20 protein-coding genes and 1 tRNA gene are annotated in these 22,588 nt (G+C 76.5%); 4 read left to right on the forward strand and 17 right to left on the reverse strand.

Going from position 1 to position 22,588, the window contains the following annotated elements:
• Nucleotides 1-251: 251 nt before the first annotated feature.
• The 4 genes from hpt to dacB are packed head-to-tail and all read right to left on the reverse strand — an operon-like array spanning nucleotide 252 to nucleotide 4,403.
• Nucleotides 252-839, reverse strand: a complete 588-nt coding sequence (gene hpt / locus ACI796_RS15280) for a hypoxanthine phosphoribosyltransferase (RefSeq protein ID WP_456942080.1) — start codon at nucleotides 837-839, stop codon at nucleotides 252-254.
• Nucleotides 836-1,846 (reverse strand): tRNA lysidine(34) synthetase TilS, encoded by a 1,011-nt coding sequence (gene tilS, locus ACI796_RS15285; RefSeq protein ID WP_456942081.1) that lies wholly within the window; start codon nucleotides 1,844-1,846, stop codon nucleotides 836-838. The genes hpt and tilS overlap by 4 nt, the downstream gene beginning before the upstream one ends.
• Before the next feature lie 13 nt (nucleotides 1,847-1,859).
• A complete protein-coding gene (locus ACI796_RS15290; protein WP_456942082.1) occupies nucleotides 1,860-2,945 on the reverse strand; it encodes a zinc-dependent metalloprotease in 1,086 nt (361 codons plus the stop codon).
• Between the two features lie 39 nt (nucleotides 2,946-2,984).
• Nucleotides 2,985-4,403, reverse strand: coding sequence for a D-alanyl-D-alanine carboxypeptidase/D-alanyl-D-alanine endopeptidase (gene dacB, locus ACI796_RS15295; RefSeq protein ID WP_456942083.1), 1,419 nt, complete (start codon nucleotides 4,401-4,403; stop codon nucleotides 2,985-2,987).
• Nucleotides 4,404-4,471: 68 nt separating this feature from the next.
• Between dacB and ACI796_RS15300 the strand changes: the two genes are divergently transcribed.
• Nucleotides 4,472-4,963: an inorganic diphosphatase gene (locus ACI796_RS15300; protein WP_456942084.1), complete on the forward strand. Its 492-nt coding sequence runs from the start codon at nucleotides 4,472-4,474 to the stop codon at nucleotides 4,961-4,963.
• A gap of 92 nt (nucleotides 4,964-5,055) precedes the next feature.
• Here ACI796_RS15300 and ACI796_RS15305 read toward each other — a convergent pair whose 3' ends face one another.
• From ACI796_RS15305 to tmk, 9 genes are all read right to left on the reverse strand, one after another.
• Nucleotides 5,056-5,802 (reverse strand): SAM-dependent methyltransferase, encoded by a 747-nt coding sequence (locus ACI796_RS15305; protein WP_456942085.1) that lies wholly within the window; start codon nucleotides 5,800-5,802, stop codon nucleotides 5,056-5,058.
• 27 nt (nucleotides 5,803-5,829) lie between these two features.
• Nucleotides 5,830-6,477, reverse strand: a complete 648-nt coding sequence (locus ACI796_RS15310; RefSeq protein ID WP_456942086.1) for a flagellar brake protein — start codon at nucleotides 6,475-6,477, stop codon at nucleotides 5,830-5,832.
• A 183-nt stretch (nucleotides 6,478-6,660) separates the two neighbouring features.
• Nucleotides 6,661-9,540, reverse strand: a complete 2,880-nt coding sequence (locus ACI796_RS15315) for an EAL domain-containing protein (RefSeq protein ID WP_456942087.1) — start codon at nucleotides 9,538-9,540, stop codon at nucleotides 6,661-6,663.
• Between the two features lie 125 nt (nucleotides 9,541-9,665).
• Entirely contained in the window at nucleotides 9,666-12,053 is a 2,388-nt protein-coding gene (locus ACI796_RS15320) for an ATP-binding cassette domain-containing protein (RefSeq protein WP_456942088.1), read from the reverse strand.
• Nucleotides 12,054-12,186: 133 nt separating this feature from the next.
• Nucleotides 12,187-12,597, reverse strand: coding sequence for a VOC family protein (locus ACI796_RS15325; RefSeq protein WP_456942089.1), 411 nt, complete (start codon nucleotides 12,595-12,597; stop codon nucleotides 12,187-12,189).
• Nucleotides 12,598-12,602: 5 nt separating this feature from the next.
• Nucleotides 12,603-13,052 (reverse strand): helix-turn-helix transcriptional regulator, encoded by a 450-nt coding sequence (locus tag ACI796_RS15330; RefSeq protein WP_456942090.1) that lies wholly within the window; start codon nucleotides 13,050-13,052, stop codon nucleotides 12,603-12,605.
• An 80-nt stretch (nucleotides 13,053-13,132) separates the two neighbouring features.
• A tRNA-Thr gene (locus ACI796_RS15335) sits at nucleotides 13,133-13,205 on the reverse strand.
• 57 nt (nucleotides 13,206-13,262) lie between these two features.
• Complete coding sequence (locus ACI796_RS15340; RefSeq protein ID WP_456942091.1) at nucleotides 13,263-14,438, reverse strand: DNA polymerase III subunit delta'; 1,176 nt, start codon at nucleotides 14,436-14,438, stop codon at nucleotides 13,263-13,265.
• Nucleotides 14,435-15,091, reverse strand: coding sequence for a dTMP kinase (tmk, locus tag ACI796_RS15345; protein ID WP_456942160.1), 657 nt, complete (start codon nucleotides 15,089-15,091; stop codon nucleotides 14,435-14,437). The genes ACI796_RS15340 and tmk overlap by 4 nt, the downstream gene beginning before the upstream one ends.
• Nucleotides 15,092-15,178: 87 nt before the next feature.
• Between tmk and ACI796_RS15350 the strand changes: the two genes are divergently transcribed.
• The 3 genes from ACI796_RS15350 to ACI796_RS15360 are packed head-to-tail and all read left to right on the forward strand — an operon-like array spanning nucleotide 15,179 to nucleotide 16,766.
• A complete protein-coding gene (locus tag ACI796_RS15350; RefSeq protein WP_456942092.1) occupies nucleotides 15,179-15,970 on the forward strand; it encodes a trans-aconitate 2-methyltransferase in 792 nt (263 codons plus the stop codon).
• Nucleotides 15,971-16,023: 53 nt separating this feature from the next.
• Nucleotides 16,024-16,455 carry a hypothetical protein gene (locus ACI796_RS15355; protein WP_456942093.1) on the forward strand — a complete coding sequence of 144 codons (432 nt, stop codon included), beginning with the start codon at nucleotides 16,024-16,026 and terminating at the stop codon, nucleotides 16,453-16,455.
• The gene (locus ACI796_RS15360; RefSeq protein WP_456942094.1) at nucleotides 16,452-16,766 is read left to right on the forward strand and encodes a winged helix-turn-helix domain-containing protein; all 315 of its coding nucleotides are present in this window, start codon (nucleotides 16,452-16,454) and stop codon (nucleotides 16,764-16,766) included. The genes ACI796_RS15355 and ACI796_RS15360 overlap by 4 nt, the downstream gene beginning before the upstream one ends.
• Here ACI796_RS15360 and ACI796_RS15365 read toward each other — a convergent pair.
• The 4 genes from ACI796_RS15365 to ACI796_RS15380 form a co-directional block, all read right to left on the reverse strand.
• Nucleotides 16,753-17,520, reverse strand: a complete 768-nt coding sequence (locus tag ACI796_RS15365; protein ID WP_456942095.1) for a class I SAM-dependent methyltransferase — start codon at nucleotides 17,518-17,520, stop codon at nucleotides 16,753-16,755. The genes ACI796_RS15360 and ACI796_RS15365 overlap by 14 nt on opposite strands.
• Before the next feature lie 2 nt (nucleotides 17,521-17,522).
• Entirely contained in the window at nucleotides 17,523-20,456 is a 2,934-nt protein-coding gene (gene topA / locus ACI796_RS15370; RefSeq protein WP_456942096.1) for a type I DNA topoisomerase, read from the reverse strand.
• A 200-nt stretch (nucleotides 20,457-20,656) separates the two neighbouring features.
• Nucleotides 20,657-22,225 (reverse strand): alpha/beta hydrolase, encoded by a 1,569-nt coding sequence (locus ACI796_RS15375; RefSeq protein ID WP_456942097.1) that lies wholly within the window; start codon nucleotides 22,223-22,225, stop codon nucleotides 20,657-20,659.
• Nucleotides 22,222-22,545 carry a hypothetical protein gene (locus ACI796_RS15380; RefSeq protein WP_456942098.1) on the reverse strand — a complete coding sequence of 108 codons (324 nt, stop codon included), beginning with the start codon at nucleotides 22,543-22,545 and terminating at the stop codon, nucleotides 22,222-22,224. Before ACI796_RS15380 ends, ACI796_RS15375 begins: the two co-directional genes overlap by 4 nt.
• Between the last annotated feature and the right edge of the window lie 43 nt (nucleotides 22,546-22,588).

Here is a 22,588-nt window from a genome sequence, read left to right on the forward strand (position 1 = left end):
GCTCCGCGAGGGGTGCGACGGGTGGGCTCGGCGCAGGCCGGGACGGCTCCTGGCCGCGGTGTCGTGCCCGAGTGGGGCCCGGAGGGCTCCGCGAGGGGTGCGACGGGTGGGCTCGGCGCAGGCCGGGACGGCTCCTGGCCGCGGTGTCGTGCCCGAGTGGGGCCCGGAGGGCTCCGCGAGGGGTGCGACGGGTGGGCTCGGCGCAGGCCGGGGACGGCTCCTGGCCGCGGTGCGGTCCGGTAGGACCGCAGTTACGACGCGTAGACCTCGGGCTTGAGCGTCCCGATGTAGGGGAGGTCGCGGTAGCGCTCGGCGTAGTCGAGGCCGTAGCCGACGACGAACTCGTTGGGGATGTCGAAGCCGACGTAGCGCACCGGCACCTCGACCTTGATCGCGTCGGGCTTGCGCAGCAGTGCGCACACCTCCAGCGAGGCGGGCCGGCGGCTGCCCAGGTTCTTGAGCAGCCAGGACAGGGTCAACCCGGAGTCGATGATGTCCTCGAGCACGAGCACGTCCATGCCGGAGATGTCCCGGTCGAGGTCCTTGAGGATGCGCACGACCCCCGAGGAGCTGGTGGAGCTGCCGTAGGAGGAGACGGCCATGAACTCCATCTGGGTGGGCAGCCGCAACGCCCGGGCGAAGTCGCTCATGAACAGCACCGCGCCCTTGAGGACGCCGACGAGCAGGACCTCCCGGCCCTCGTAGTCCCGCGCGATCTGATCGGCCAGCTCGGTGATCTTGTCCTGGATCTGCTGCTCGGACAGCAGCACGTGGTCGATGTCGGGGCCGTAGCCGTGGTCGGGCCCCAGTTCGACAGGGGTCGACGCGGTCTCGCTCACGGGGCCTGCTCCTCGGGGTCGGGGGCGGTTCCGGCCCTCCCGCCCCGGGAGCCGGCGGGCCGCAGCACCAGCCTGCCAGACGCCCGGAGCGCCTCCGCACCGCCCGGGAGGGCCACCGGCCCCTGCCCGCGCCAGCCGGTGAGCAGCGCGTCGACGGCGGCCAGGTGCACCGCCTGCAGGTCGCCGACCCCCGCCCCGCGCAGCCAGCCGCGCAGCACCCGGCGGCGCAGCGCGGCCGGCAGCCGCGCCAGGTCCGGCACCGGCAGGCCGTCCGGCCCGGCGAGCCGGGCGAGGTGGTCGCCGGCCAGCGCGTCGAGGGCGTCGAGGTCCTCGCGCAGCAGGTCCGCCGTCCGGGCGAGGGCCGGGGCGACGCCGCCGCCGAGGACCTCCTCCAGCAGCGGCAGCACCTCGGCGCGCAGCCGGGCGCGGCGGTAGGCCGGGTCGGTGTTCCACGGGTCGTCCCAGACCGGCAGGCCCAGGGCGGCGCAGGCGGCGCGGGTGGTGGCCCGGCGGACGCCGAGCAGGGGCCGCCAGAACGGCGGGCGCTCGGCCACCATCCCGGCCACCGAGCGCGGGCCCGAGCCGCGGCCCAGCCCGAGCAGCACGGTCTCGGCCTGGTCGTCGAGGGTGTGGCCGAGGGCGATCCGCGCGCCGCGCTCCCGCGCGCACCGGGCCAGGGCCGCGTAGCGGGCGGCGCGGGCCGCGGCCTCGGGGCCGCCGTCGGTCCCCACCTCGACCGGGACGACCAGGACCGGGTCCAGCCCCGTCCCGCGCAGCAGGCCGGCGGTGTCCCGCGCCCGCTGCGCCGAGCCCGGCTGCAGGCCGTGGTCGACGGTCACCGCGCCCGCGGGCACCCCGGCGCGCGGCGCCTCGAAGGCGACCGCGGCGGCCAGCGCGAGGGAGTCCGCTCCCCCGCTGACGGCGACCAGCACCGGCTGCCCGGACGCCCGCAGGCCCGGCCGGACGGCGCCGCGGACCTGCGCGACCGGGACCGGCGGGCCGCTCACCGCGCCCCGGCGGTCAGGCGGTCACGGCCGGGCGGCCGTGCACCCGCTCGACCCACCGGGCGGGGTCGGTGAGCTCCTCGACCAGCGGCAGGGTCTCGGGCCCGGTCCACACCCGGTTGAAACCCTCCATGCCGACGAGGTCCACGACACCGCCGACGAAGGTCCGCCCGTCGGCGTACTGCTTCATCTTCTGCTCCAGGCCCAGCAGCCGGCGCAGCACGCGGTCGAGCGGGCCGCGGCCCTTGCGGCGCTGCGCGAAGCGCTTGCGCAGCGTGCGGACCGAGGGCACGACGTCGGGACCGACGCCGTCCATCACGAACTCGGCGTGCCCCTCGACCAGGCTCATCACGGCGGTGACCCGGTCGAGGACGGCGCGCTGCTCGGGGTCGCGCACCAGCGCCATCAGCCCCTGGGAGCCCTCGTCGCCGTCCCCGCCGCGGACGGCGTCGGCGATCCCGCGGACCAGGTCGGACATCCGGTCGCGCAGCGCGTCGGGGCTGAGGTCGGTGGCCTCGACGAACTCGGCGATCTGCGCCTCGAGGTGGTCGCGCAGCCACGGGAAGGCGGTGAACTGCAGCTGGTGGGTGACCTCGTGCAGGCACACCCACATGCGGAAGTCGGTCGGGTCCACGCCCAGCTTGCGCTCGGCGTCGACGACGTTCGGCGCCACCAGCAGCAGCCGCCCGCCGGTGCCGAACACCTCGTACTGGCCGAGGACGCGGGAGGACAGGAAGGCCAGCAGCCCGCCGGCCTGGACGCCGGTGGCGCGCGAGCCGATCGCGGTGGCGAGCGGCCCGGGCCGGTTCTCCGAGCGCTCGGTGAGCGCGGTGACCAGCGGGTCCAGCAGGGCGGCCATGCCGGTGGTGTTGGCGTCGATCCAGCCGGGCCGGTCGACGACGGCGACCTCCGGCACGGGGCCGCCCGCGACCGGGTGCAGCCCGGTCAGGCCCTCGACGTGGGCGACGGCGGCCGCTGCGGCCTCGTGCAGCTCGCGGACGACGGCGGCGGCCTCCTCCCGCGTGGTGGCGGGCCCGGGCCCGGCCAGGCGGCGGGCGGTGCGCCCGGCGAGCTCCCAGTCGACCAGTGCGCTGCTCGTCATCGCCTCACCGTACGCGCGGAGGCCGGGCGTCGGCCCCGTTCAGCGGCACCCGCAGGCGGCCAGGGCCGCGGCCACCGCGTCGAGCGCCGCCTCCTCGGGCCCGCCGCCGCCGGTGGTGCCGTTGGCCACCAGCGCGTAGGCCAGCAGCCGGCCGTCGGCGGTGACCACCGTGCCGGCGAGGCCGTGCACGCCGAGCAGCGTGCCGGTCTTGCCGCGCACCGCGCCGGGCGCGGTGGCCGGGTCGGCGTCGCCGCGGTCGGCGAGCGTGCCGTCGTAGCCGGCCACGGCCAGCCCGGAGACGACCGCCGACGCGCCGGGCAGGGAGCCGTCGGCGGCGCCGGTGACCACGTCGGCGAGCAGGTCGGGGGTGACCAGGTCCAGCCGGGACAGGCCGCTGCCGTCGTACAGCTCGACGTCGGGGGTGTCGAGGCCGGCGTCGGCCAGCGCCCCGGTGACCGCCTCCGCCGCGCCCTCGAAGGTGGGCGGCAGGCCGCGGGCCAGGGCGACGTGGCGGGCCAGGGAGTCGGCCAGCAGGTTGTCCGACTGCGACAGCGCCTGCTCGACCAGCCGCGCGACCGGTGCCGAGCGGACGCTGCCCAGGGTGGTGGCGCCGTCGGGGGCCTCGCCGAGCTCGACCGCCGCGCCGGGGGCGCCGAGCGCCTCGGCCAGCGCCCGCCCGGCGTCGGTGCCGGGCTGGCCGCTGCGGGCGTTCTCCCCCGGGACCACCCGCGCGCCGTCCACGGCGGCCGCGGTGACCGGGGCGGCGTAGCTCGAGGGGGCGTCCTCGGGCCCCCAGCCCTCCGCGGTCAGCGGCCCCTCGAACAGCGAGGTGTCGACGACGACCCGGCTCACCGTCGTGCCCGGCGGCAGCGCGGCCAGCACCTGGGCCGCGAGGTCCGCGACGGTGGCCGCGCCCGGGTAGGTGAGCGAGGGGGCGGTCGTGGACAGGGTCGGGTCACCGCCGCCGACGAGGACGACCTCGCCCGGGGCGGACCCGGCGACGACCGTCGTCCCGAGCGTGTCGTCGGGGTCCAGGGTGGTCAGCGCCGCGACGGAGGTCAGCAGCTTGGCCGTCGAGGCCGGGGTCACCTGGTCAGCGGCGCCCTGGTCGAACAGGGTCTCCCCCGTGGCGACGTCGACCACCTCGGCGTTCACCCCCCGGGCCAGCGCCGGGACCGACAGCAGCGGGCCCAGCTCCGCGGCGAGCGCGTCGGGGTCGGGCGCCGGGGCGTCGGAGGACAGCGCGGCGAGCACGGGCGCGGGGTCGCCGACGTCGGGCAGCACCGCGGCGGGCCCGGCGGCGTCCGGGGCGGCGTCGTCCCGGGTCAGGAACAGGACCCCGCCGACGACCAGCGCGGCCACCAGCAGGAGCGCCAGGGCGCCGATCAGCAGGCGCCGGCGCAGCCGCCGGTAGCTCGGCGTGACCGTCGTCGGACCGTTCGGCGCGATGCTGCCCACCCCCCGTACGAGACCCCGGGGCGGACCTGCGCCGGTGGGCCTGATACCGGTGGGCCACACTACGTGCCGTGCAGTTCGACGTGACGATCGAGATCCCCAAGGGCCAGCGCAACAAGTACGAGCTGGACCACGCCACCGGACGCATCCGGCTCGACCGGATGCTGTTCACCTCCACGCGGTACCCGGCCGACTACGGGTACATCGAGCACACCCTGGGTCAGGACGGCGACCCGCTCGACGCCCTCGTGCTGCTCGAGGAGCCGACCTTCCCCGGGTGCCTCATCACCTGCCGGGCCATCGGCATGTTCCGGATGACCGACGAGAAGGGCGGGGACGACAAGGTCCTCACCGTGCCGGCCACCGACCCCCGCATGGCCCACCTCCAGGACATCACCGACGTCTCGGAGTTCGACCGGCTGGAGATCCAGCACTTCTTCGAGACCTACAAGGACCTCGAGCCGGGCAAGTCGGTCGAGGGCGCCGAGTGGGTCGGCCGGGCCGAGGCCCAGGCCGAGATCGACGCCTCCATCAAGCGGGCCCAGGAGGCCGGCGGCCACTGACCGCCGCCCCGGGCGATCCACCGGCCCTCCGAGCGCACGACGGACGACGCACGGCGGTGCACCCCTCCACGGGGTGCACCGCCGTCGTCGTGTCAGCGCCTCGTGTCGTGCAGGACGAGGGTCAGGAACCCCAGCTCACCGCGGTAGCCCTCCAGCCACTGCCGCCGGTGCGCGCGGGCGGCCTCCAGGGCGGCGGCGCGGTCCTCCCCGGTCGCCTCGGTCAGCGCCCACTCGGTGACCGCGCCGGTCCAGCACCACTCGTACTCGTCCCACTCGGCGAGCGTGGACAGGTGGCCGTAGCCGGGCTCGAAGCCGGCGCGGGTGACCTCGGCCAGCAGCCCGGGCAGGTCCGGCAGCTCGCCGGGCTCGGCGCCGAGGCCGGCCAGCGCCGCCTCGCCGGGCCCGGCCTCCCAGAAGCCGTCGCCGAACAGCACCCGGCCGCCGGGGCGCAGGTGGCCGCGCACCGCGGCGAGGGTCCCGGCGGGCCCGCCGAAGGCGTGCGTGGCGCCGATGCAGACGACGACGTCGAACTGCCCGCCGCGCCAGGCCGCGGCGTCGGCCTGCACGAACTCGACCCGGCCGACCAGGCCACCGAGTGCGGCCCGGTCCCGGGCGGCGTCCAGGGCGGGGGCGGAGGTGTCGACGCCGACGCCGACCACGCCGGGGTGGGCGGCGACCAGCGGCAGCAGCCAGGCGCCGGAGCCACAGCCGAGGTCGAGCACCCGGCCGTCCTCGGGCGGGGCCATCCGGGCGACCAGCCGGGCGAGGGCGTCGTCGGAGACGGGGGCCGCGACCGGGTGCCAGCGGTGGGCGACGGCGCTGAGGAGGGCTCTGTCCACGCCGGCAGTCTGGCGCAGCCGCCGGGGTCAGATGAGGCCGCGGGAGCGCAGGTCGCGCAGCTCGGCGAACACCCGCCGGCGGATGAGGTCCTCGCGCTTCTCGCCCAGGCCCACGAAGCGCAGCGACAGCTCCGTGCGCTCGTCCTCGCGCGGGTGGCGCCGGACGATCTCGGCCTTGGCCGACACCCGGGTGCCGTCCAGGTCCACGGTGACCGGCAGGACCGCGCCGACCTCCAGGGCCGCTCCCACCTCCCGCTTGCCACCGAGGATGCAGCGCGTGCCGCCCTCGCTGAGGTCGACGGTGGTCCCCGACAGCAGGGTCTCGCCGGCGCCGAGCTCGACGGGCAGCGACAGCGGGGTGCGGACCGCGGACCGCCGCTGCCCCCGCGAGGCGGGGCCGACGACGCGGAGCCGCCAGGTCGGCGCGTCGCCGGTGCGGACCTCGGCGAGCTCGACCGGCAGGGAGCGCAGCTCCTCGGGCCCCCGCCAGATGAGCTCCATGCGCTCGCCCACGTCGAGGCGGACGCGGCGCCGCGAGGCGTCCTCCCCGACGCTGACGACGAGCTCGCCGCCCGTCGCCTCCTCGACGAAGCTGGTCAGCACGTCGTCCCGGCTGACCGCCTTCACGTCGAGCACGGCCCTGTCCTCGGGGTAGTCGACTCCCGGCGTCCCCATCGTCGTCCTCCTCGCTCGCCCGGTCACGCACGTGACGACGGGGGACCACCCGGTCCGCGGCAGGTCCTCGCGGTCACGTTCCCCAGCTGCATCGGCAGCGGGGACGCGGATCTCCAGTCGGGCGCACCCCGGGAGGTCACCCTCCCCCCGTCGGGGGAGGTGCCGGCGGGCACGCCACCGGCCTCAGCCGGGGACGGGCACCCGCGGCCGCGGCACGTCGGCCGGCAGGACCGGTCCGGTGTGCAGCCGCTCCGCCAGCTCCCCGGCCGGGGCGGGCCGGCCGACGAGGTACCCCTGCACCCGGTCGCACCCGAGGGCGGCGAGCCGGCGGACCTGCTCGGCGGTCTCGACCCCCTCGGCGACCACGCGCAGTCCGAGACCACGGCCGAGGCCGACGACCCCGGCCACGACCGGGCCGTCGCCGTCGGTCATCCCCGCCGTGAAGGAGCGGTCGATCTTGACCTCGGTGACCGGGAGCCGGCGCAGCTGGGCCAGGGAGGACCACCCGGTGCCGAAGTCGTCGACGGACACGCCGACACCGAGCCCGCGCAGGCGCGCGAGGTGCCCGTTGCGCACCGCAGCCTCCGACAGCACCTGGCTCTCGGTGACCTCCACCGTCAGCGCCCGGCTCGGCAGCCCGGTCTCCCGCAGGACCGCCTCGACCAGGTCGGCGAAGCCGGGGTCGGCGAGCTGGAGCGGGGACACGTTGACGGCCACGTCGAGGTCGAGCCCCTCGCACCGCCACCGCGCGACGGTGGCGCAGGCCTCGCGGAGCACGTGCGCGCCGATGTCCCCGATCAGGCCGCCGGCCTCGGCGAGGGGGACGAACACGTCCGGCGGGACGGAGCCGAGCTCGGGGTGCCGCCACCGGACCAGCGCCTCCACGGCCGCCACCCGCCCGCTGACCAGGTCGACCTGCGGCTGGTAGTGGACCTCGATCTCCGCGCGCGCCAGGGCGCCGTGCAGGTCGGTCTCCAGCCGCAGCTCGTGCGCGGAGGCGATCCGCGTGGTGCGGCCGCCGCGCAGCCGGGCCTTGGCCCGCTGCAGGTCCTCGGCGGCCCGGGCGACCAGCTCGCGGGCCGACTCCGCGGGCGCGTCCGCGGGGTCCGTCGCCGCCGTGCCGGTCACGAGGTCGACGAACACGTCCTCGCCCGCCACCGTCACCGGGGTCGTGACGGCCGCGGCGACCCGGTCGCCGAGTGCCGCGAGCCCCGTCGCCCCGACGCCCGGGAGGGCGACGGCGAACTGGTCACCGCTGTAGCGGGCCAGCACGTCGCCCTCGCGCAGCACCGACCGGAGCCGGTCGGCGACCTGCCGCAGCACCTCGTCGCCGGCCTCGTGCCCGAGGCTCTCGTTGACCCTGCTCAGCCGGCTGACGTCGCAGAACAGCACCGCGCAGCCGGCGGACCGGTCGCCGGGCGCCACGAGCTGCTGCAGGCGGGCCTCGAACGTCTCGCGGTTCGGCAGCCCGGTGAGGGCGTCGTGCGCGGCCTGCCACTCGACCTCACCGGCGAGCCGGCTGTTCTCCAGCGCGACGCCGGCGATGCCGGCGAGGCCCCAGAGACGTTCGACGAGCGTCTCCCCCAGCGTGGTGGGCGGCTGCCGGTGCACCCAGTGCGCCAGCACGATCCCGACGAACCGCTCGCCGACGGCGATCGGCACACCGGCCATCGCGCGGACCCCGAACTCCTCCAGGACGCCGCGCGCCCAGGGCGAGCCCGAGGCGTCGACGAGGAGCGGCCGGCCGTGGCGGACGATCTCGCACAGCTCCGGGCTCTGCGAGGTGTCGGTCGCGTAGCGGGCGACGCGGTCGGCCAGCTCGCCGCTCCAGCCGCTCGCCCCCGCGATCCGGACCGACTCACGGCCGGACTCCCACAGGGCGACCGCCGAGCGCTCGGCCGAGCAGAGCACCGGCACGGCCTCCGCGACCACCTGGGCGATCCGGTGCACGGACCCCTGGCCGGCCAGGGACCGCGCGACGGTCAGCAGCAGGCGGGCGGTCTCCTCGTGCTCCCGGGCCTCGGCGAGCAGGGCCGACGTCTGCAGGCCCACCGCCGCGTGCCGGGCGAAGGCCGCCAGCACCGCCTCGTCCTCGGGGAAGAACGCCTGCCCCGGCCACAGGACGGCGGCGAGGACGCCGTAGGCGCGGTCCGCCGCGGCCACCGGCACGGCCAGCACCTCGGCGTCCCCCACCCGCTGCAGACCCGGCTCGAGGACGGTGTCGCCGAGACGGTCCACGACCTCCGTGCCCAGACCACGGGTCCGGACGTGCCGTGCCCCGTCCGGCAGGCGGACGTCGAGCAGGTGGCCGGGGGCGTGCAGCGCCCGGTCCGCGCGGGACGTGACGCGGTCCAGGGTCTGCTCGACGTCGGCACCGCAGACCAGGTCACCGATGGCGTCCTGCAGGATCGCCAGCCGCTCGTCGGACAGGAGCGCCGCGTCCAGGTCGGGCCGGGCCGCGGGACGCCGGCGCCACGGCCTCCGGGAGGTCCTGCGCCGCGGCACCCAGCTGACCTCGTAGACGCACTCCGGGGCGCCGTCGACCTGACAGGCCTCGTGCCGCACCTCCGCCGCGGGGAGCCCGAACACCACGGTCACCTGCCGGAGCATCCCGGTGTTGTAGTCGCAGTCGACCCGGTTCGGGACGTCCGGCGGCAGGACCCGCCACCCCACGCGAGCGGCGCCGGGGTCCGCGCCGAGGCAGCGGAAGACCGCGGCGGTGTCCAGCCGGGTGGACACCCGCGACACCGAGCGCAGCACGGCCTCCGGCGAGCCGAGGGCCCGGACCACCGCCCGGAACGGCGCGAGGGCCGGGTCCTGCAGCGCGGCCTCCCCGAGGCGCAGGCCGATCCCCGGGTCCCCGAGCTCGGCGGCCACCGCGTCCAGGAGCGCCGCCTTGACCCCGTAGGGCACCCGGCCGTGCAGGCCCTCGAGCTCCGCCCGCCGGTCGCCGAGCCCGGCCCGCGCCAGCACCCGGTCGACCGAGCCGTCACCTCCGAGGTCGGCGGCCAGCCGCAGGACCAGTCGGGTGGTGAGCGTGGACGTACCGGCGTCGTGGTGCATGGGTCCCCTCCTCCGGCGCCGCGTGGTACCGGGCGCCGACGGGAGAGGTATCGGCCGCTCCTGTTCCTCTTTGAGCCCGCGGCTCCCGGTCCCCCCTCGAAGGAGAGGGGTTCGGCCAGCCCGCGTCAGGCGCTGACGTAGGCCGCGAGGTGCTCGCCGGTGAGGGTGGACCGGGAGGCGACGAGGTCGGCGGGCGTGCCCTCGAAGACGACCCGGCCCCCGTCGTGGCCGGCCCCGGGACCGAGGTCGACGATCCAGTCGGCGTGCGCCATGACCGCCTGGTGGTGCTCGATGACGACCACCGACCGGCCGGAGTCGACGAGCCGGTCGAGGAGGGCGAGCAGGTTCTCGACGTCGGCGAGGTGCAGGCCCGTGGTCGGCTCGTCGAGGACGTAGACGGCCCCCTCGTCGGCCATCTGCGCGGCCAGCTTCAGCCGCTGCCGCTCGCCGCCGGACAGCGTGGTGAGCGGCTGGCCGAGGGTGAGGTAGCCGAGCCCGACGTCGGCGAGCCGGTCGAGCACCTTCGCCGCGGCGGGGGTGCGGGCCTCGCCGGAGCCGAAGAACTCCCGCGCCTCGGCGACCGGCATCGCGAGGACCTCGCTGATGTCCCTGCCGCCCAGGTGGTACTCGAGCACCGAGGCGTCGAACCGCCGGCCCTCGCACTGCTCGCAGGGGGTGGCGACGCCGGCCATCATCCCGAGGTCGGTGTAGACGACGCCCGCGCCGTTGCAGGTGGGGCAGGCGCCCGCGGAGTTGGCGCTGAACAGCGCGGGCTTGACGCCGTTGGCCTTGGCGAACGCCTTGCGGATCGGCTCCAGCAGCCCGGTGTAGGTGGCCGGGTTGCTCCGCCGCGAGCCGCGGATCGCGGTCTGGTCGACGGTCACCACGCCCTCCCGGCCCGCCACCGAGCCGTGGACCAGCGAGCTCTTCCCCGACCCGGCCACCCCGGTGACGACGACGAGCACGCCGAGCGGGATGTCGACGTCGACGCCCTGCAGGTTGTGCGTACGGGCGCCACGGACCTCGAGCGCGCCGGTCGGCGTGCGCACGGAGGTCTTGAGCGCGGCCCGGTCGTCGAGGTGCCGCCCGGTCAGCGTGCCGCTGGCCCGCAGGCCCTCGACGGTGCCCTCGAACACCACCTCACCGCCCGCGGTGCCGGCCCCGGGCCCGAGGTCGACCACGTGGTCGGCGATCGCGATGGCCTCCGGCTTGTGCTCGACGACGAGCACGGTGTTGCCCTTGTCCCGCAGCTGCAGCAGCAGGTCGTTCATCCGCTGGATGTCGTGCGGGTGCAGGCCGACGGTCGGCTCGTCGAAGACGTAGGTGACGTCGGTGAGGGCGGAGCCGAGGTGGCGGATCATCTTGGTGCGCTGGGCCTCTCCGCCGGACAGCGTGCCCGCGGGGCGGTCGAGGGAGAGGTAACCCAGCCCGATCTCGACGAAGGAGTCGAGCGTCTCGCGCAGCGCCGTGAGCAGCGGGGCCACCGAGGGCTCGTCGAGGTCGCGGACCCACGCGGCGAGGTCGCTGATCTGCATCGCGCAGAGGTCGGCGATGCTCGCCCCGCGGATCCTCGAGGACCGGGCGGCCTCGCTGAGCCGGGAGCCGCCGCACTCGGGGCAGGTCGTGAAGGTGATCGCCCGCTCCACGAAGGCGCGGACGTGCGGCTGCATCGCGTCGACGTCCTTGGACAGCATCGACTTCTGGATCTTGGGGATGACGCCCTCGTAGGTGAGGTTGATCCCCTCGACCTTGATCTTCGTCGGCTCGCTGTGGAGGAGCGTGTCCAGCTCCCGCTTCGTGAACTGCGCGATCGGCTTGTCCATGGGCAGCCCGGCGCCGGTGAAGATGCGGCCGTACCAGCCGTCCATGCTGTAGCCGGGGACGGTCAGCGCGCCCTCGTTGAGCGACTTGCGCTCGTCGTAGAGGGCGGACAGGTCGATGTCGTTGACCCGGCCCATGCCCTCGCAGCGCGGGCACATGCCGCCGGTGATGCTGAACTCGCGGCGCTCCTTGACCTCGCGCCCGCCCCGCTCGGTCCTCACCGCGCCGGCGCCGCTGATCGAGGCGACGTTGAAGGAGAACGCCTGGGGCCCGCCGACGTGCGGCCGCCCGAGCCGGCTGAACAGGATGCGCAGCATCGCGTTGGCGTCGGTGGCGGTGCCGACCGTGGAGCGCGGGTTGGCGCCCATCCGCTCCTGGTCGACGATGATCGCCGTCGTCAGGCCGTCGAGGACGTCCACGTCGGGCCGGGCCAGCGTGGGCATGAAGCCCTGCACGAAGGCGCTGTAGGTCTCGTTGATCAGCCGCTGGGACTCCGCGGCGATCGTGCCGAACACCAGCGAGCTCTTGCCCGAGCCGGAGACGCCGGTGAACACCGTCAGCCGGCGCTTCGGGAGCTCGACGCTCACGTCCTTGAGGTTGTTCTCCCGCGCGCCGTGCACGCGGATCAGGTCGTGGGCGTCGGCCGCGGGCGACCCGGACGCCCGCCGGTCGGTGCTGGTGGCGGTGCTCATCGTCTCTCCATCCGGTGGGCGCCTGCGTCGGCGGCGCTGTCGCTGTCTACCTGGTGGGGGTGACGGCCGGCACGGGACGACGCCCGTCCGGCGGACACCGGGCGGGCGTCGTGGACTCGGGACGGCGGGCGGCTCAGCCGGCCTCCTGGACGCGGACGAGGTTGCCCGCGGGGTCCCGGACGGCGAAGTCGCGGACGCCGTAGGGCTGCTGGGCCGGCTCCTGGACGACCTCGGCGTCGCCGGCCTGCAGCCGCTCGAAGGCGCCGTCGAGGTCCTTGGTGGCCAGGACGATGGAGGCGTAGGTGCCCTTGGCCATCATCTCGGTGATCGTGCGGCGCTCGTCGTCGGTGACGCCGGGGTCGGCCGCCGGCGGGTGCAGGACGATCGAGGTCGCGGGCTGGCCGGGCGGCCCCACGGTCAGCCAGCGCATCCCGCCGTACCCGACGTCGTTGCGGAGCTCGAAGCCGAGGGTGTCGCGGTAGAAGGCCAGCGAGGCCTCCGGGTCGTCGTGCGGGAGGAAGGTGTAGTGGATGGTCAGGTCCATGGCGGTCACGCTAGGGACGGCGTCCCCACCGGGGCTTCTCGATTCCTGACCGGTCGGGTGACCTGCTTGGCGACGCACGCCGGGATGCCCGCGGTGGACTCCGCCGCGAGGCGCCGGTAGGTGCTCGGCGGCATGCCGACCAGCTCGGTGAAGCGGGTGCTGAACGTGCCCAGCGACGAGCAGCCGACGGCGAAGCAGACCTCGGTGACGCTCAGGTCCCCGCGGCGCAGCAGCGCCATCGCCCGCTCGATGCGGCGGGTCATCAGGTACGAGTACGGCGACTCGCCGTAGGCGCGGCGGAACTCGCGGCTGAGGTGCCCGGCCGACACGTGCACGCCCCGGGCGAGCGCCTCGACGTCGAGCGGCTGGGCGTACTCCCGGTCGATCCGGTCGCGGACGCGACGCAGCCGCGCGAGGTCGCGCAACCTCTGTGCGTCGGCGGGTGCGCTGGCCACGGGCGGGATCGTGCCAGAGCGGACCGCCGATCCCCAGGGACGACGCAGCGGCCCTCCCGGAGGGGAGGGCCGCTGGAGGGAGCCGCCTGTCGGAATCGAACCGACGACCTTCTCATTACGAGTGAGATGCTCTACCGACTGAGCTAAGGCGGCGGACGTGCGGCGTCCAGAGTACGACACCGGTCCGCCGCACCCGCGCAGGCCCGGCGGTCACCCCGTGGGCAGGCGCAGCGCCACGGTGAGCGCCTCGACGGCGACCTGCGGCTTCACGTTCTGCTCCAATGCGGTGCGGCAGGCCAGGACGGCGTCGATCCGGCGCAGCGCACCCTCGGCGCCGATCCGCCGGGCCAGCTCCTCGGCGTCGGCCCGCCGGTCGGGGTGGTCCAGCGGCAGCGGCTCTCCGGGCGCAGCTGCCAGTACCAGTGCGTCGCGGTAGAGCGCGGCGAGGTCCACCAGGGCGCGGTCGAACGAGTCCAGGCTGATGCGCCTCTCCCGCACCTTCTGCCGCTGCTCCAGCTCCTTCAGCTGCGTGGCGACACCACGGTTGGCCGCGGCGACGCCCGGGCCGCGCGCCCCGACCCCGAGGCTCGCCTTGAGCGCCTCCGTCTCCGCCTCGTTCAGGGCGCCGGTCGCAGCCGACGTCTCCTCCTTCGCCGCAGCGAGCAGGTCGTCCGCCGCGTTGAGGCAGGCAGCCAGGGAGACGAGCGAGAGCGGGATGTCGAGGACGGCCTTGCGGGACAGGCGGGCGCCCTCGTCCCGGGCGAGGCTCCGTGCCCGCCCGACGTGCCCACCGGACGCGGCTGCAGCCCACGCGGCCAGCGCCGGGTCGATCCCGTCGCGGCGCACCAGGACGTCAGCGACGGCGTCCACGGGCGGGGTGCGCAGTCCCAGTACGCGGCACCGGGACCGGATGGTGACCTTGACGTCCTCCGGGTGCAGGCTGGGCGCGCAGAGCATGACCACCGTCCGCGGCGGTGGCTCCTCGATCATCTTGAGCACCGCGTTGGCGGCGCTCTCGTTCATGCGGTCGGCGTCCTCGATGATGATCGTCTGCCAGCGCCCCTGGGACGGCGCCCGACCGGCCACCCGGACGAGTTCACGCGCCTCCTTGACGGTGATGACCACGCCCTCCGGGTTGATCACGGTGAGGTCCGCGTGTGTCCCGGCGAGGACCGTCCGACACTCGTGACAGGTGCCGTCGCCGCCCGCGGGGCACTGCAGCGCCGCGGCGAAGGCGCGCGCGGCCACCGAGCGGCCCGACCCGGGCGGCCCGGTGAACAGCCAGGCGTGGGTCATCGCGGCGGGCTGCGCGACGGCGGCCTTCAGCTCCGCGACCACCGCCGGCTGGCCGACGACCTCCGCCCAGACGCCGTCGGCCGCGGTCACGCCACCCTCCCCGGCATGAGCGCGGCGACCCGCTCGCGGACGGCCGTGGCCAGCTCGTCGGCGGGGCGCTGCGCGTCGAGCACGAGGTAGCGCCCGGGCTCGGCGGCGGCGAGGTCGAGGAAGGTGGCGCGGACCCGCTCGTGGAACTCCACCGACTCCGACTCCAGCCGGTCGGCGGCGGCGCGGCCGCGGGCGCGCGCCAGGCCCGCCTCGGGCGGGAGGTCCAGGAGCACGGTGAGGTCGGGCACCAGGCCGCCGGTGGCCCAGGCCGACAGCCGCCGGACCTCGTCGAGGGCGAGCGCCCGGCCGGCGCCCTGGTAGGCCAGCGAGCTGTCCACGTAGCGGTCGGTGACCACCACCTCGCCGGCCTCGAGCGCGGGGCGGACCACGGTGTCGACGTGGTGCGCGCGGTCGGCGGCGTAGAGCAGCGCCTCGGCCCGCGGGGACAGCCCGGCGCTGGCCGGGTCGAGCAGCAGCGCGCGGATGCGGGCGCCGGGCGGCGTGCCGCCGGGTTCGTGGGTCACCCGCGCCGGCACCTCGACCAGCCCGAGCCAGTCGAACAGCCGCCGGACCTGGGTGGACTTCCCGGCGCCCTCCCCACCCTCGAAGGCGACGAACAGGCCGCGGCCGGGCAGGCGACCAGAGGCGTCGATCGGGGGCTCCCGGGCTCATGGAGGGTGGGCGTCGGCCGGTCCACGGTACCGGCCGGGGACGACGCTCCCGGGTCCTACGGTCGGCGGGTGAGCGCCGCCTGGGACCCCGCCGCCTACCTCCGCCACGCCGGCGAGCGGGCGCGGCCGTTCGCCGACCTCCTGGCCCGGGTGGACGCGCGCGGACCCCGCGAGGTCGTCGACCTGGGCTGCGGCACCGGGGAGCCGGCCGCCTCGCTCGCGCGGCGCTGGCCCGGCGCGCGGGTGACCGGCGTCGACTCCTCCCCGGAGATGCTCGCCGCCGCGGCCGCGCACGCCGTCCCCGGGCGGGTGCGGTTCGTGCCGGGCGACGTCCGCGACTGGCGGCCGGACGGCCCGGTCGACGTCCTCGTCACGAACGCCGTCCTGCACTGGGTGCCCGGGCACGCGGACCTGCTCGCGCGGTGGGCCGGCGACCTCGCGCCGGGCGGGTGGCTGGCGCTGCAGGTGCCCGGCAACCACCGGGCGCCGACGCACCGGCTGCTGGCCGACCTGTGCACCGGGCCGCGGTGGGCGCCCCGCCTGGCCGCGGCCGCTCCCCCGCCCGACCCGGTGCTCGACCCGGCGGGCTACCTCGACGTCCTCACGGCGGCGGGTCTGTCCGCCGACGTCTGGGAGACCACCTACCTGCACGTCCTGAGCGGCGCCGACCCGGTGCTGAGCTGGGTGCGCAGCACGGTGCTGCGGCCGGTGCTGGCGCTGCTCGACGACGCCGACGCCGCCGCGTTCACCGCCGAGTACGCCGCGGCGCTGCGGGCGGCCTACCCGGCGCGGCCGGATGGGACGACCGTGCTGCCCTTCCGCCGGGTGTTCGCGGTGGGCTCCCGGCTGGCAACTACTTGACCGGGTGGAAAGTAGTTGCCACCCTGTCGCGCACCCCGACCGAGGAGGCAGCCGTGCCCGCTCCCACGCCCGAGTCCGCCACCGCCCTGCTGGCCGAGGCCGACGCCGCGGCCGCCCGGGTGCGGCGGGAGGCGAGACCTGCGGCGTCGGCGTTCCTGCTCACCCTCGGCTGCGCGAGCGCCGGGTTCTTCCTCGCCCAGCCGGTGGCCGGGTCCGAGCGCGGGGTCGGGGCGGCGGCGGTGGTCTACGCGCTGGCCGTGCTGGGCGCGGCGGCGGCGCTGCTGGCCGGCCGCGGCTCGGTGCGCGCCGGCTTCTCCACCCGCTTCGGCGTGGCCATGGGCGTCTGGGGCGCGGTGCTGGGCCTCGGGCTCGCGGTGGGGCTCACCGTGCCCGGGCTGGCCTCCGGCTGGGCGTGGTGGGCGCCGCTGGCGGTCGCCGTCGCGGCGCCGTGCCTGGTGGGTGCCTGGCGGGAGCGGCCGCGGTGACCGGGCACCCGCGGCACGCGCTCGACGAGGTGATCCACGCGCCGGTGCGGTTCTCGGTGGTGGCCACGCTGGCCGCGGCGGAGGAGGCGGAGTTCGGCTTCGTCCGCGACGGCGTGCAGGTCAGCGACTCGGTGCTGTCGAAGACGGTGGCCGTGCTGGAGCGGGCGGGCTACGTCGAGGTGCGCAAGGGCTACGTCGGCAAACGGCCGCGGACCTGGCTGCGGCTGTCCGCGCGCGGCCGCGAGGCGTTCGCCGCCCACGTGGCGGCGCTGCGGGCGATCGCGGAGGGCCGGGCGCTCAGCGCGGGCTGAGCCGGTAGGCGTCGGTGCGGTAGGGCAGCTCGAGGACGTCGCGCCCGGCCGTGTCGGGGTGGCCGGCCAGCAGGTCGCGGAGGCCGCCGAGGAACGCGGCGCGGGCGTCCGGGGTCATCGTCGCGACGTAGCTGCGGGTGCCGATGCCGCCGACGACCTGCTCGGGGGTGACCCGCTGGACGACCCGCGACCGCGCGGTGGCCACGTCGGCGGGCAGCGTCGCGGCGAAGGCCGCCACGACGCCCTGGTCGGCCTCGTGGCCGCGGGCCTCGGTGGCGAGTGCGGCGCCGAGCGCGGCGACCCAGGGCACGGTCTCGTCGCGGGTGTTCCACACGAACCCGGCCACGCCGCCGGGCCGCAGCACCCGGCGCAGCTCCGCCGCGGCCGGCTCCGGGTCGAACCAGTGCGCGGCCTGACCCGCGACGACGGCGTCGACGCTCGCGTCGGCCAGCGGGATCGCCTCCGCGCCGCCGACCCGCGCCGGGACGCCGGGGTGCCGGGTCCGCAGCTGGGCGAGCATCTCCGCCGACGGGTCGACGGCGAGCACCTCGTGCCCGGCGGCGACGAGGACGTCGGTGAGCAGCCCGGTGCCGGCGCCCAGGTCGAGCACCCGCCGCGGCCGCCTGCCGAGCAGGAACGCCACCGCGTCGGCCGGGTAGCCCGGGCGCAGCGCGGCGTAGTCGGCGGCGACCGACCCGAACGACGTCCGCCGCTGCTGCCAGTCGGCGGGGTCGAGCGAGCCGGTCGCCGTCACGGTCAACCGGCGGGGACGGCGTCGGACGGGGCCGCCTTCTCCGCCGTGGCCCCCTTGGCCGTCGTCTTCTTGGCCGCGGTCTTCTTGGCGGTGGCCTTGGTGGCCGCCGTCTTCTTGGCCGCCGTGGTCTTGGTCGCCGCCGTCTTGGCCGCCGTGGTCTTGGTCGCCGCCGTCTTGGTCGCCTTCCTGGCGGCCTTCTTCTTCGTGGCGGCGGGCCGGCTGCGGCGGTCGGCGAGCAGCTCGGCGGCGCGGTCGAGCGAGATGGTCTCGACGTCGTCGCCCTTGCGCAGGCTGGCGTTGGTCTCGCCGTCGGTGACGTAGGGACCGAACCGGCCCTCGCGGACGGTGATCTGGCCCTGGCTGACCGGGTCGGCGCCGAGCTCCTTGAGCGGCGCGGCCGCGGCCCGCCGTCCCCGCTGCTTGGGCTGGGCGAACACGGCCAGCGCCTCGTCGAGGGTGACGGTGAACAGCCGCTGCTCGTCCTCCAGCGACCGCGAGTCGCTGCCCTTCTTGAGGTAGGGCCCGTACCGGCCGTTGAGCGCCTGGATCTCCTCGCCGTCGGGGGCGGTGCCCACGGTGCGCGGCAGGGTCAGCAGCTGCAGCGCCTGCTCCAGGGTCACCGTCTCCGGGGACATGGACGCGAACAGGCTCGCCGTCCGCGGGCTGTCCTTGCTGCCCTCGGGGACCACGGTGGTGACGTAGGGGCCGTAGCGGCCGGCCTTGACCACGACGGGGTGCCCGGACTCGGGGTCGGTGCCCAGCTGCCGGTCGCCGGAGGGGGCGGCGAGCAGCTCGGCGACCTTCTCACTGGTGAGCTCGTCGGGCGGGAGGTCCTCGGGGAGGCTGACCCGGGGGCCCTCCTCGCCGCCGGCCTGCAGATAGGGGCCGTAGCGGCCGACGCGGACCACGACCGGCTCGCCGGCCGGCCCGGTCGCCCGCAGCGGGATCGAGTTGACCCCGCGGGCGTCGATCTCCTCCAGCTGCTGGCCGATGACCTGCTTGAGCCCGCCGGAGGCCGCGATGCCGCCGGCGTGCCGGCCCTCGCCGCCGAAGTAGAACTCGGTCAGCCAGTCGACCCGACCGAGCTCGCCGGCGGCGATCTCGTCGAGCTCGTTCTCCAGCGACGCGGTGAAGTCGTAGTCGACCAGCGCGGCGAAGTGCTGCTCGAGCAGGTTCACCACCGCGAAGGCGGTGAAGGAGGGCACCAGCGCGGCGCCCTTCTTCCACACGTACCCGCGGTCCTGGATGGTCTGCATGATCGACGCGTACGTCGAGGGGCGGCCGATGCCCAGCTCCTCGAGCCGGGCGACCAGGCTGGGCTCGGTGTAGCGCGACGGAGGGGTCGTCGTGTGCCCCTTCGGCTCCAGCGACCGCGTGTCGAGCTGCTGGCCGCGCTCGACCCGGGGCAGCCGCCGCTCGGCGTCGTCGCTGCCGTGCTCGTCGTCGCCGTTGCCGGCGCCCTCGTCGCGGGACTCGACGTAGGCCCGCAGGAAGCCGGGGAAGGTGATCGTCCGGCCGCTGGCGGTGAACTCGACCCTCTCGTCGGTGCTGCTGCGCCCGGCCAGCCGGATGCTGACGGTCTGCCCGACGGCGTCGGCCATCTGCGAGGCGACGGTGCGCTGCCAGATCAGCTCGTAGAGGCGGAACTCGTCGCGGGCGAGCTGGCCGGCGAGCTGGCCGGGCGTGCGGAAGGAGTCGCCGGCGGGGCGGATCGCCTCGTGCGCCTCCTGCGCGCCCTTGGCCTTCTTGCTGTAGCGGCGGGCCTCGGCGGGGACGTAGGCGTCGCCGTAGAGCTCGCGGGCCTGGGTGCGGGCGGCGTTGATCGCCTCGTTGGAGAGGTTGGTCGAGTCGGTCCGCATGTAGGTGATGTGGCCGTTCTCGTACAGCCGCTGGGCCACCCGCATGACCTGCGCCGAGGACCAGCCGAGCTTGCGGCCGGCCTCCATCTGCAGCGTGGAGGTGGTGAACGGCGCGTAGGGACGGCGCCGGTAGGGCTTCTCGTCGACCCGGCTGACCGTGACCTGGCGGCCCTCGAGCCGGGCGGCCAGGCCCCGGGCGCCGGCCTCGTCGAGGTGGACGACGTCGCCGGTCACCTGCCCGGTGGCGGGGTCGAAGTCGCGGCCGGTGGCCACGCGGCTGTCGTCGACGCTGACCAGGCGGGCGCGCAGCGTCGTCGGCTCGCCCGCGTCCGCGCCGGTGCGGCCGGGGACGGCGAAGACGCCGTCGAGGGACCAGTAGTCGGCGGCGGTGAACGCCATCCGCTCGCGCTCCCGCTCGACGACGATGCGGGTGGCCACCGACTGGACGCGGCCGGCCGACAGCCGGGGCAGGACCTTCTTCCACAGGACCGGGCTGACCTCGTAGCCGTAGAGCCGGTCGAGGATGCGGCGGGTCTCCTGCGCGTCCACCAGCGCGGTGTCCAGCTCGCGGGGGTTGGCCACGGCGCGGGCGATGGCCTCGGGGGTGATCTCGTGGAACACCATGCGGCGGACCGGGACCCGCGGCTTGAGGGTGTCGACCAGGTGCCAGGCGATGGCCTCGCCCTCGCGGTCCTCGTCTGTCGCGAGGTAGACCTCGCTGGCGTCCTTGACCAGCTGCTTGAGCCGGCTGACCTGCTGCTTCCGGTCGGGGCTGATGACGTAGAGCGGCTCGAAGGCGTTGTCGACGTCGACGCCGAGGCGGGCCCACGGGGCGCCCTTGTGCTCGGCCGGGACGTCGGCGGCGTTGCGCGGGAGGTCGCGGATGTGCCCGACGCTGGCCTCCACGACGTAGCCGTTGCCGAGGTAGCCGGCGATCTTCCCGGCCTTGGTCGGGGACTCCACGATGACCAGCGGGCGGCCGCCCCCGGCAGCAGCGGTCCGGCGGCGGGCGGGCGTGCTCGTGCCGCCGGCGGTCGTGGCGGCGGTCTGGCCGTTCTTCGCGGTCTTCGTGGGCACGGTGCTCCTGTCGGGTGGTGCTGGTCGCGGCAGCGCGGTACGCGGTCTCGTCGTCACGCGGTGCGCCCCCTCGGCGGGCCACGGTAGGCCACGACGCCGGAACACGACCGGTCGGCGACTGCGCGCGGGCGCGCCGTCACCGCCTCCAACGGTGCAGCGGCGCGGCTGTTCCCCGCCTCCCCCGCCCGGGTCCCGGCCGGTCAGTCACCCTGCTGCGCACCCGAGACCACCTCCCCGATCCCCGCGAGGGTCGGCCGGCCGGGGTCGAGGTACCAGGTGTGCCAGGTGTCCCAGTCGGCCGGCAGCGGGGTCGCCCCGAAGTCGTCGTCGCCGGTGTTCGTGCCGTGGACGTCCAGCGGCCAGGTGACGAGGTCCAGGGCCGGCGAGGCCTCGTGGACCTCCTCCACCTCCAGGTCCGACGCCGGGCCGTCCATCCCGGGACTGCCGAGGAGGACCACCGCGTCGGCCGCGAGCCGACCGGGCTCCTCCGCGGCCCGGTCGACCACGACGGTCCCGTAGCTGTGCGCGACGACGGTGACCCGGGGCGGCTCCCCGCCCCGGACGGGGTCGGCCGCCCGCGCCGCCGCCAGCCCGGCCAGGTCGCCGGCCAGGGCCCTCCCACCGGTCCCCGCCCGCCCCTCCACCCACGCCGTCGGGAACACGACGCCGCCCGGCGGGCGGTAGCCCAGCCAGGCGACCGTGGCCACCGAGGCGGCGGGGGCGGCGGCGCGGGCCGCGTCGGCGACCGCCCGGGCGTCGGTGCCCAGACCGCCGAGGTCCTCGACGTCGTTGCCCACGCCCGGCACGTACACCCCGACGTCGTCGGCGGTGTCGAGGTCGCCGTGGACGACGGCCGCCAGGTGGTCGTCGAGGTCGAGGGACCACAGCTGCACCGGGCGGCCGGCCGCCTCCTCGCGCTCGAGCTCGGCCGCCACCGCCCGCGCGGTCTCCTCGGTGTCCTCGGACGGGTCGGCCAGGGCTCTCTCGAGCACCAGCCGGTTCGCCCGGTCCCGCGCCCACGCCGGCAGGCCGTCCAGGTTCCCGACGAGCCGGGGATCGACGAGGGTGACCAGCTCGCGCGCCCGGGTGGACAGCCCCGCCCACCAGGCCGCCACCGACTCCGGCGACGTCCCCCGCACCGGCAGGCAGGACGGCACCCAGACCCCGTCCGCGGCCACGGCCGCCGCGAGGCCGGCGTAGTCCGGGGGCACGACGCCCCCGGCCGTCCCGACCGTGCCCAGCGGCGCGGCCGAGTCGGCCGCGCAGGCGGCGGCCCGGGCCGCGGCGCGGAGGGCGTCGGCCGCCAGCCCGGCGACCCGTTCGGCCGCGGCGGCCTGCTCGGCGATCGCGTCGTAGTGGCCGGCCAGCGCCTCCGGTGTCGCGCCGGCCGGCGGTGCGGCCGGCGCCGGGACGACGACGCCGCCGGCCTCGTCCACCGTGACGCCGCGGGCGGCGGCCTCGGCCAGCGCCTGCTCCGCCAGGTCCTGCGCGGTGCGCGCCTCCCGGGCGGTGTCCTGGAGCCGGTCCAGCGACGCGCCCAGGGCAGCGGTCACCGCCGTGACGACGGCGGACACCTCCCCCAGCGCTCCCGCCGCGGCCTGCCCCGCGTCCCCGGACCAGCACTCGGCGGCGGCCAGGGCGCGGGCGACCGCCTCCGTCCGGGCGCGCCACCGCGGCAGCCGCTCGGTCACCGCCTCGAGCGTCCAGACGGCGCCGTCGAGCAGCGGGACGTCCCACGCGGCGACGGCCGTGAGGCCCGGGGCGCTCACCGGGCGCCCGCGGGCAGCGCCGCCCGCGCCGCCAGCAGCCGGTCGGAGACCGCGGCGTCGGCCAGCCGGTAGGACCGCACCGCGCCGAGCAGCGCGGTGGCCGCGGCGTCGGCCCCCGTGGCGAGGTCGGCGACGAGCACGGCCCACAGCCGCCCGGTCGTCCCGGCCTGCTCGGACACCTCCCCCGCCGCCGCCGTCGCCAGCGACACCGCGGTCGAGGTGCACAGGTCGGCGTCGGAGGACAGCTCGGCGGCCAGGGCGGCGAGCTCCTCGCCGAGCGCCTGGACGGCCTCGAGCTGGACGGCGATGGTGGCGGACAACGGCCCTCCCGGCGTCGGCGCCGGACCCCGGGTGGGTCCGGCG

Source organism: Geodermatophilus sp. SYSU D00525, from assembly GCF_054050475.1.

What these genes read in the sequence shown, in the direction of transcription:
- ACI796_RS15315 (WP_456942087.1), bottom strand. Translation starts at nt 9,540, where the DNA reads ATGCACCACGACGCCGGTACGTCCACGCTCACCACCCGACTGGTCCTG.
- ACI796_RS15290 (WP_456942082.1), bottom strand. Translation starts at nt 2,945, where the DNA reads ATGACGAGCAGCGCACTGGTCGACTGGGAGCTCGCCGGGCGCACCGCC.
- ACI796_RS15320 (WP_456942088.1), bottom strand. Translation starts at nt 12,053, where the DNA reads ATGAGCACCGCCACCAGCACCGACCGGCGGGCGTCCGGGTCGCCCGCG.
- ACI796_RS15325 (WP_456942089.1), bottom strand. Translation starts at nt 12,597, where the DNA reads ATGGACCTGACCATCCACTACACCTTCCTCCCGCACGACGACCCGGAG.
- ACI796_RS15310 (WP_456942086.1), bottom strand. Translation starts at nt 6,477, where the DNA reads ATGGGGACGCCGGGAGTCGACTACCCCGAGGACAGGGCCGTGCTCGAC.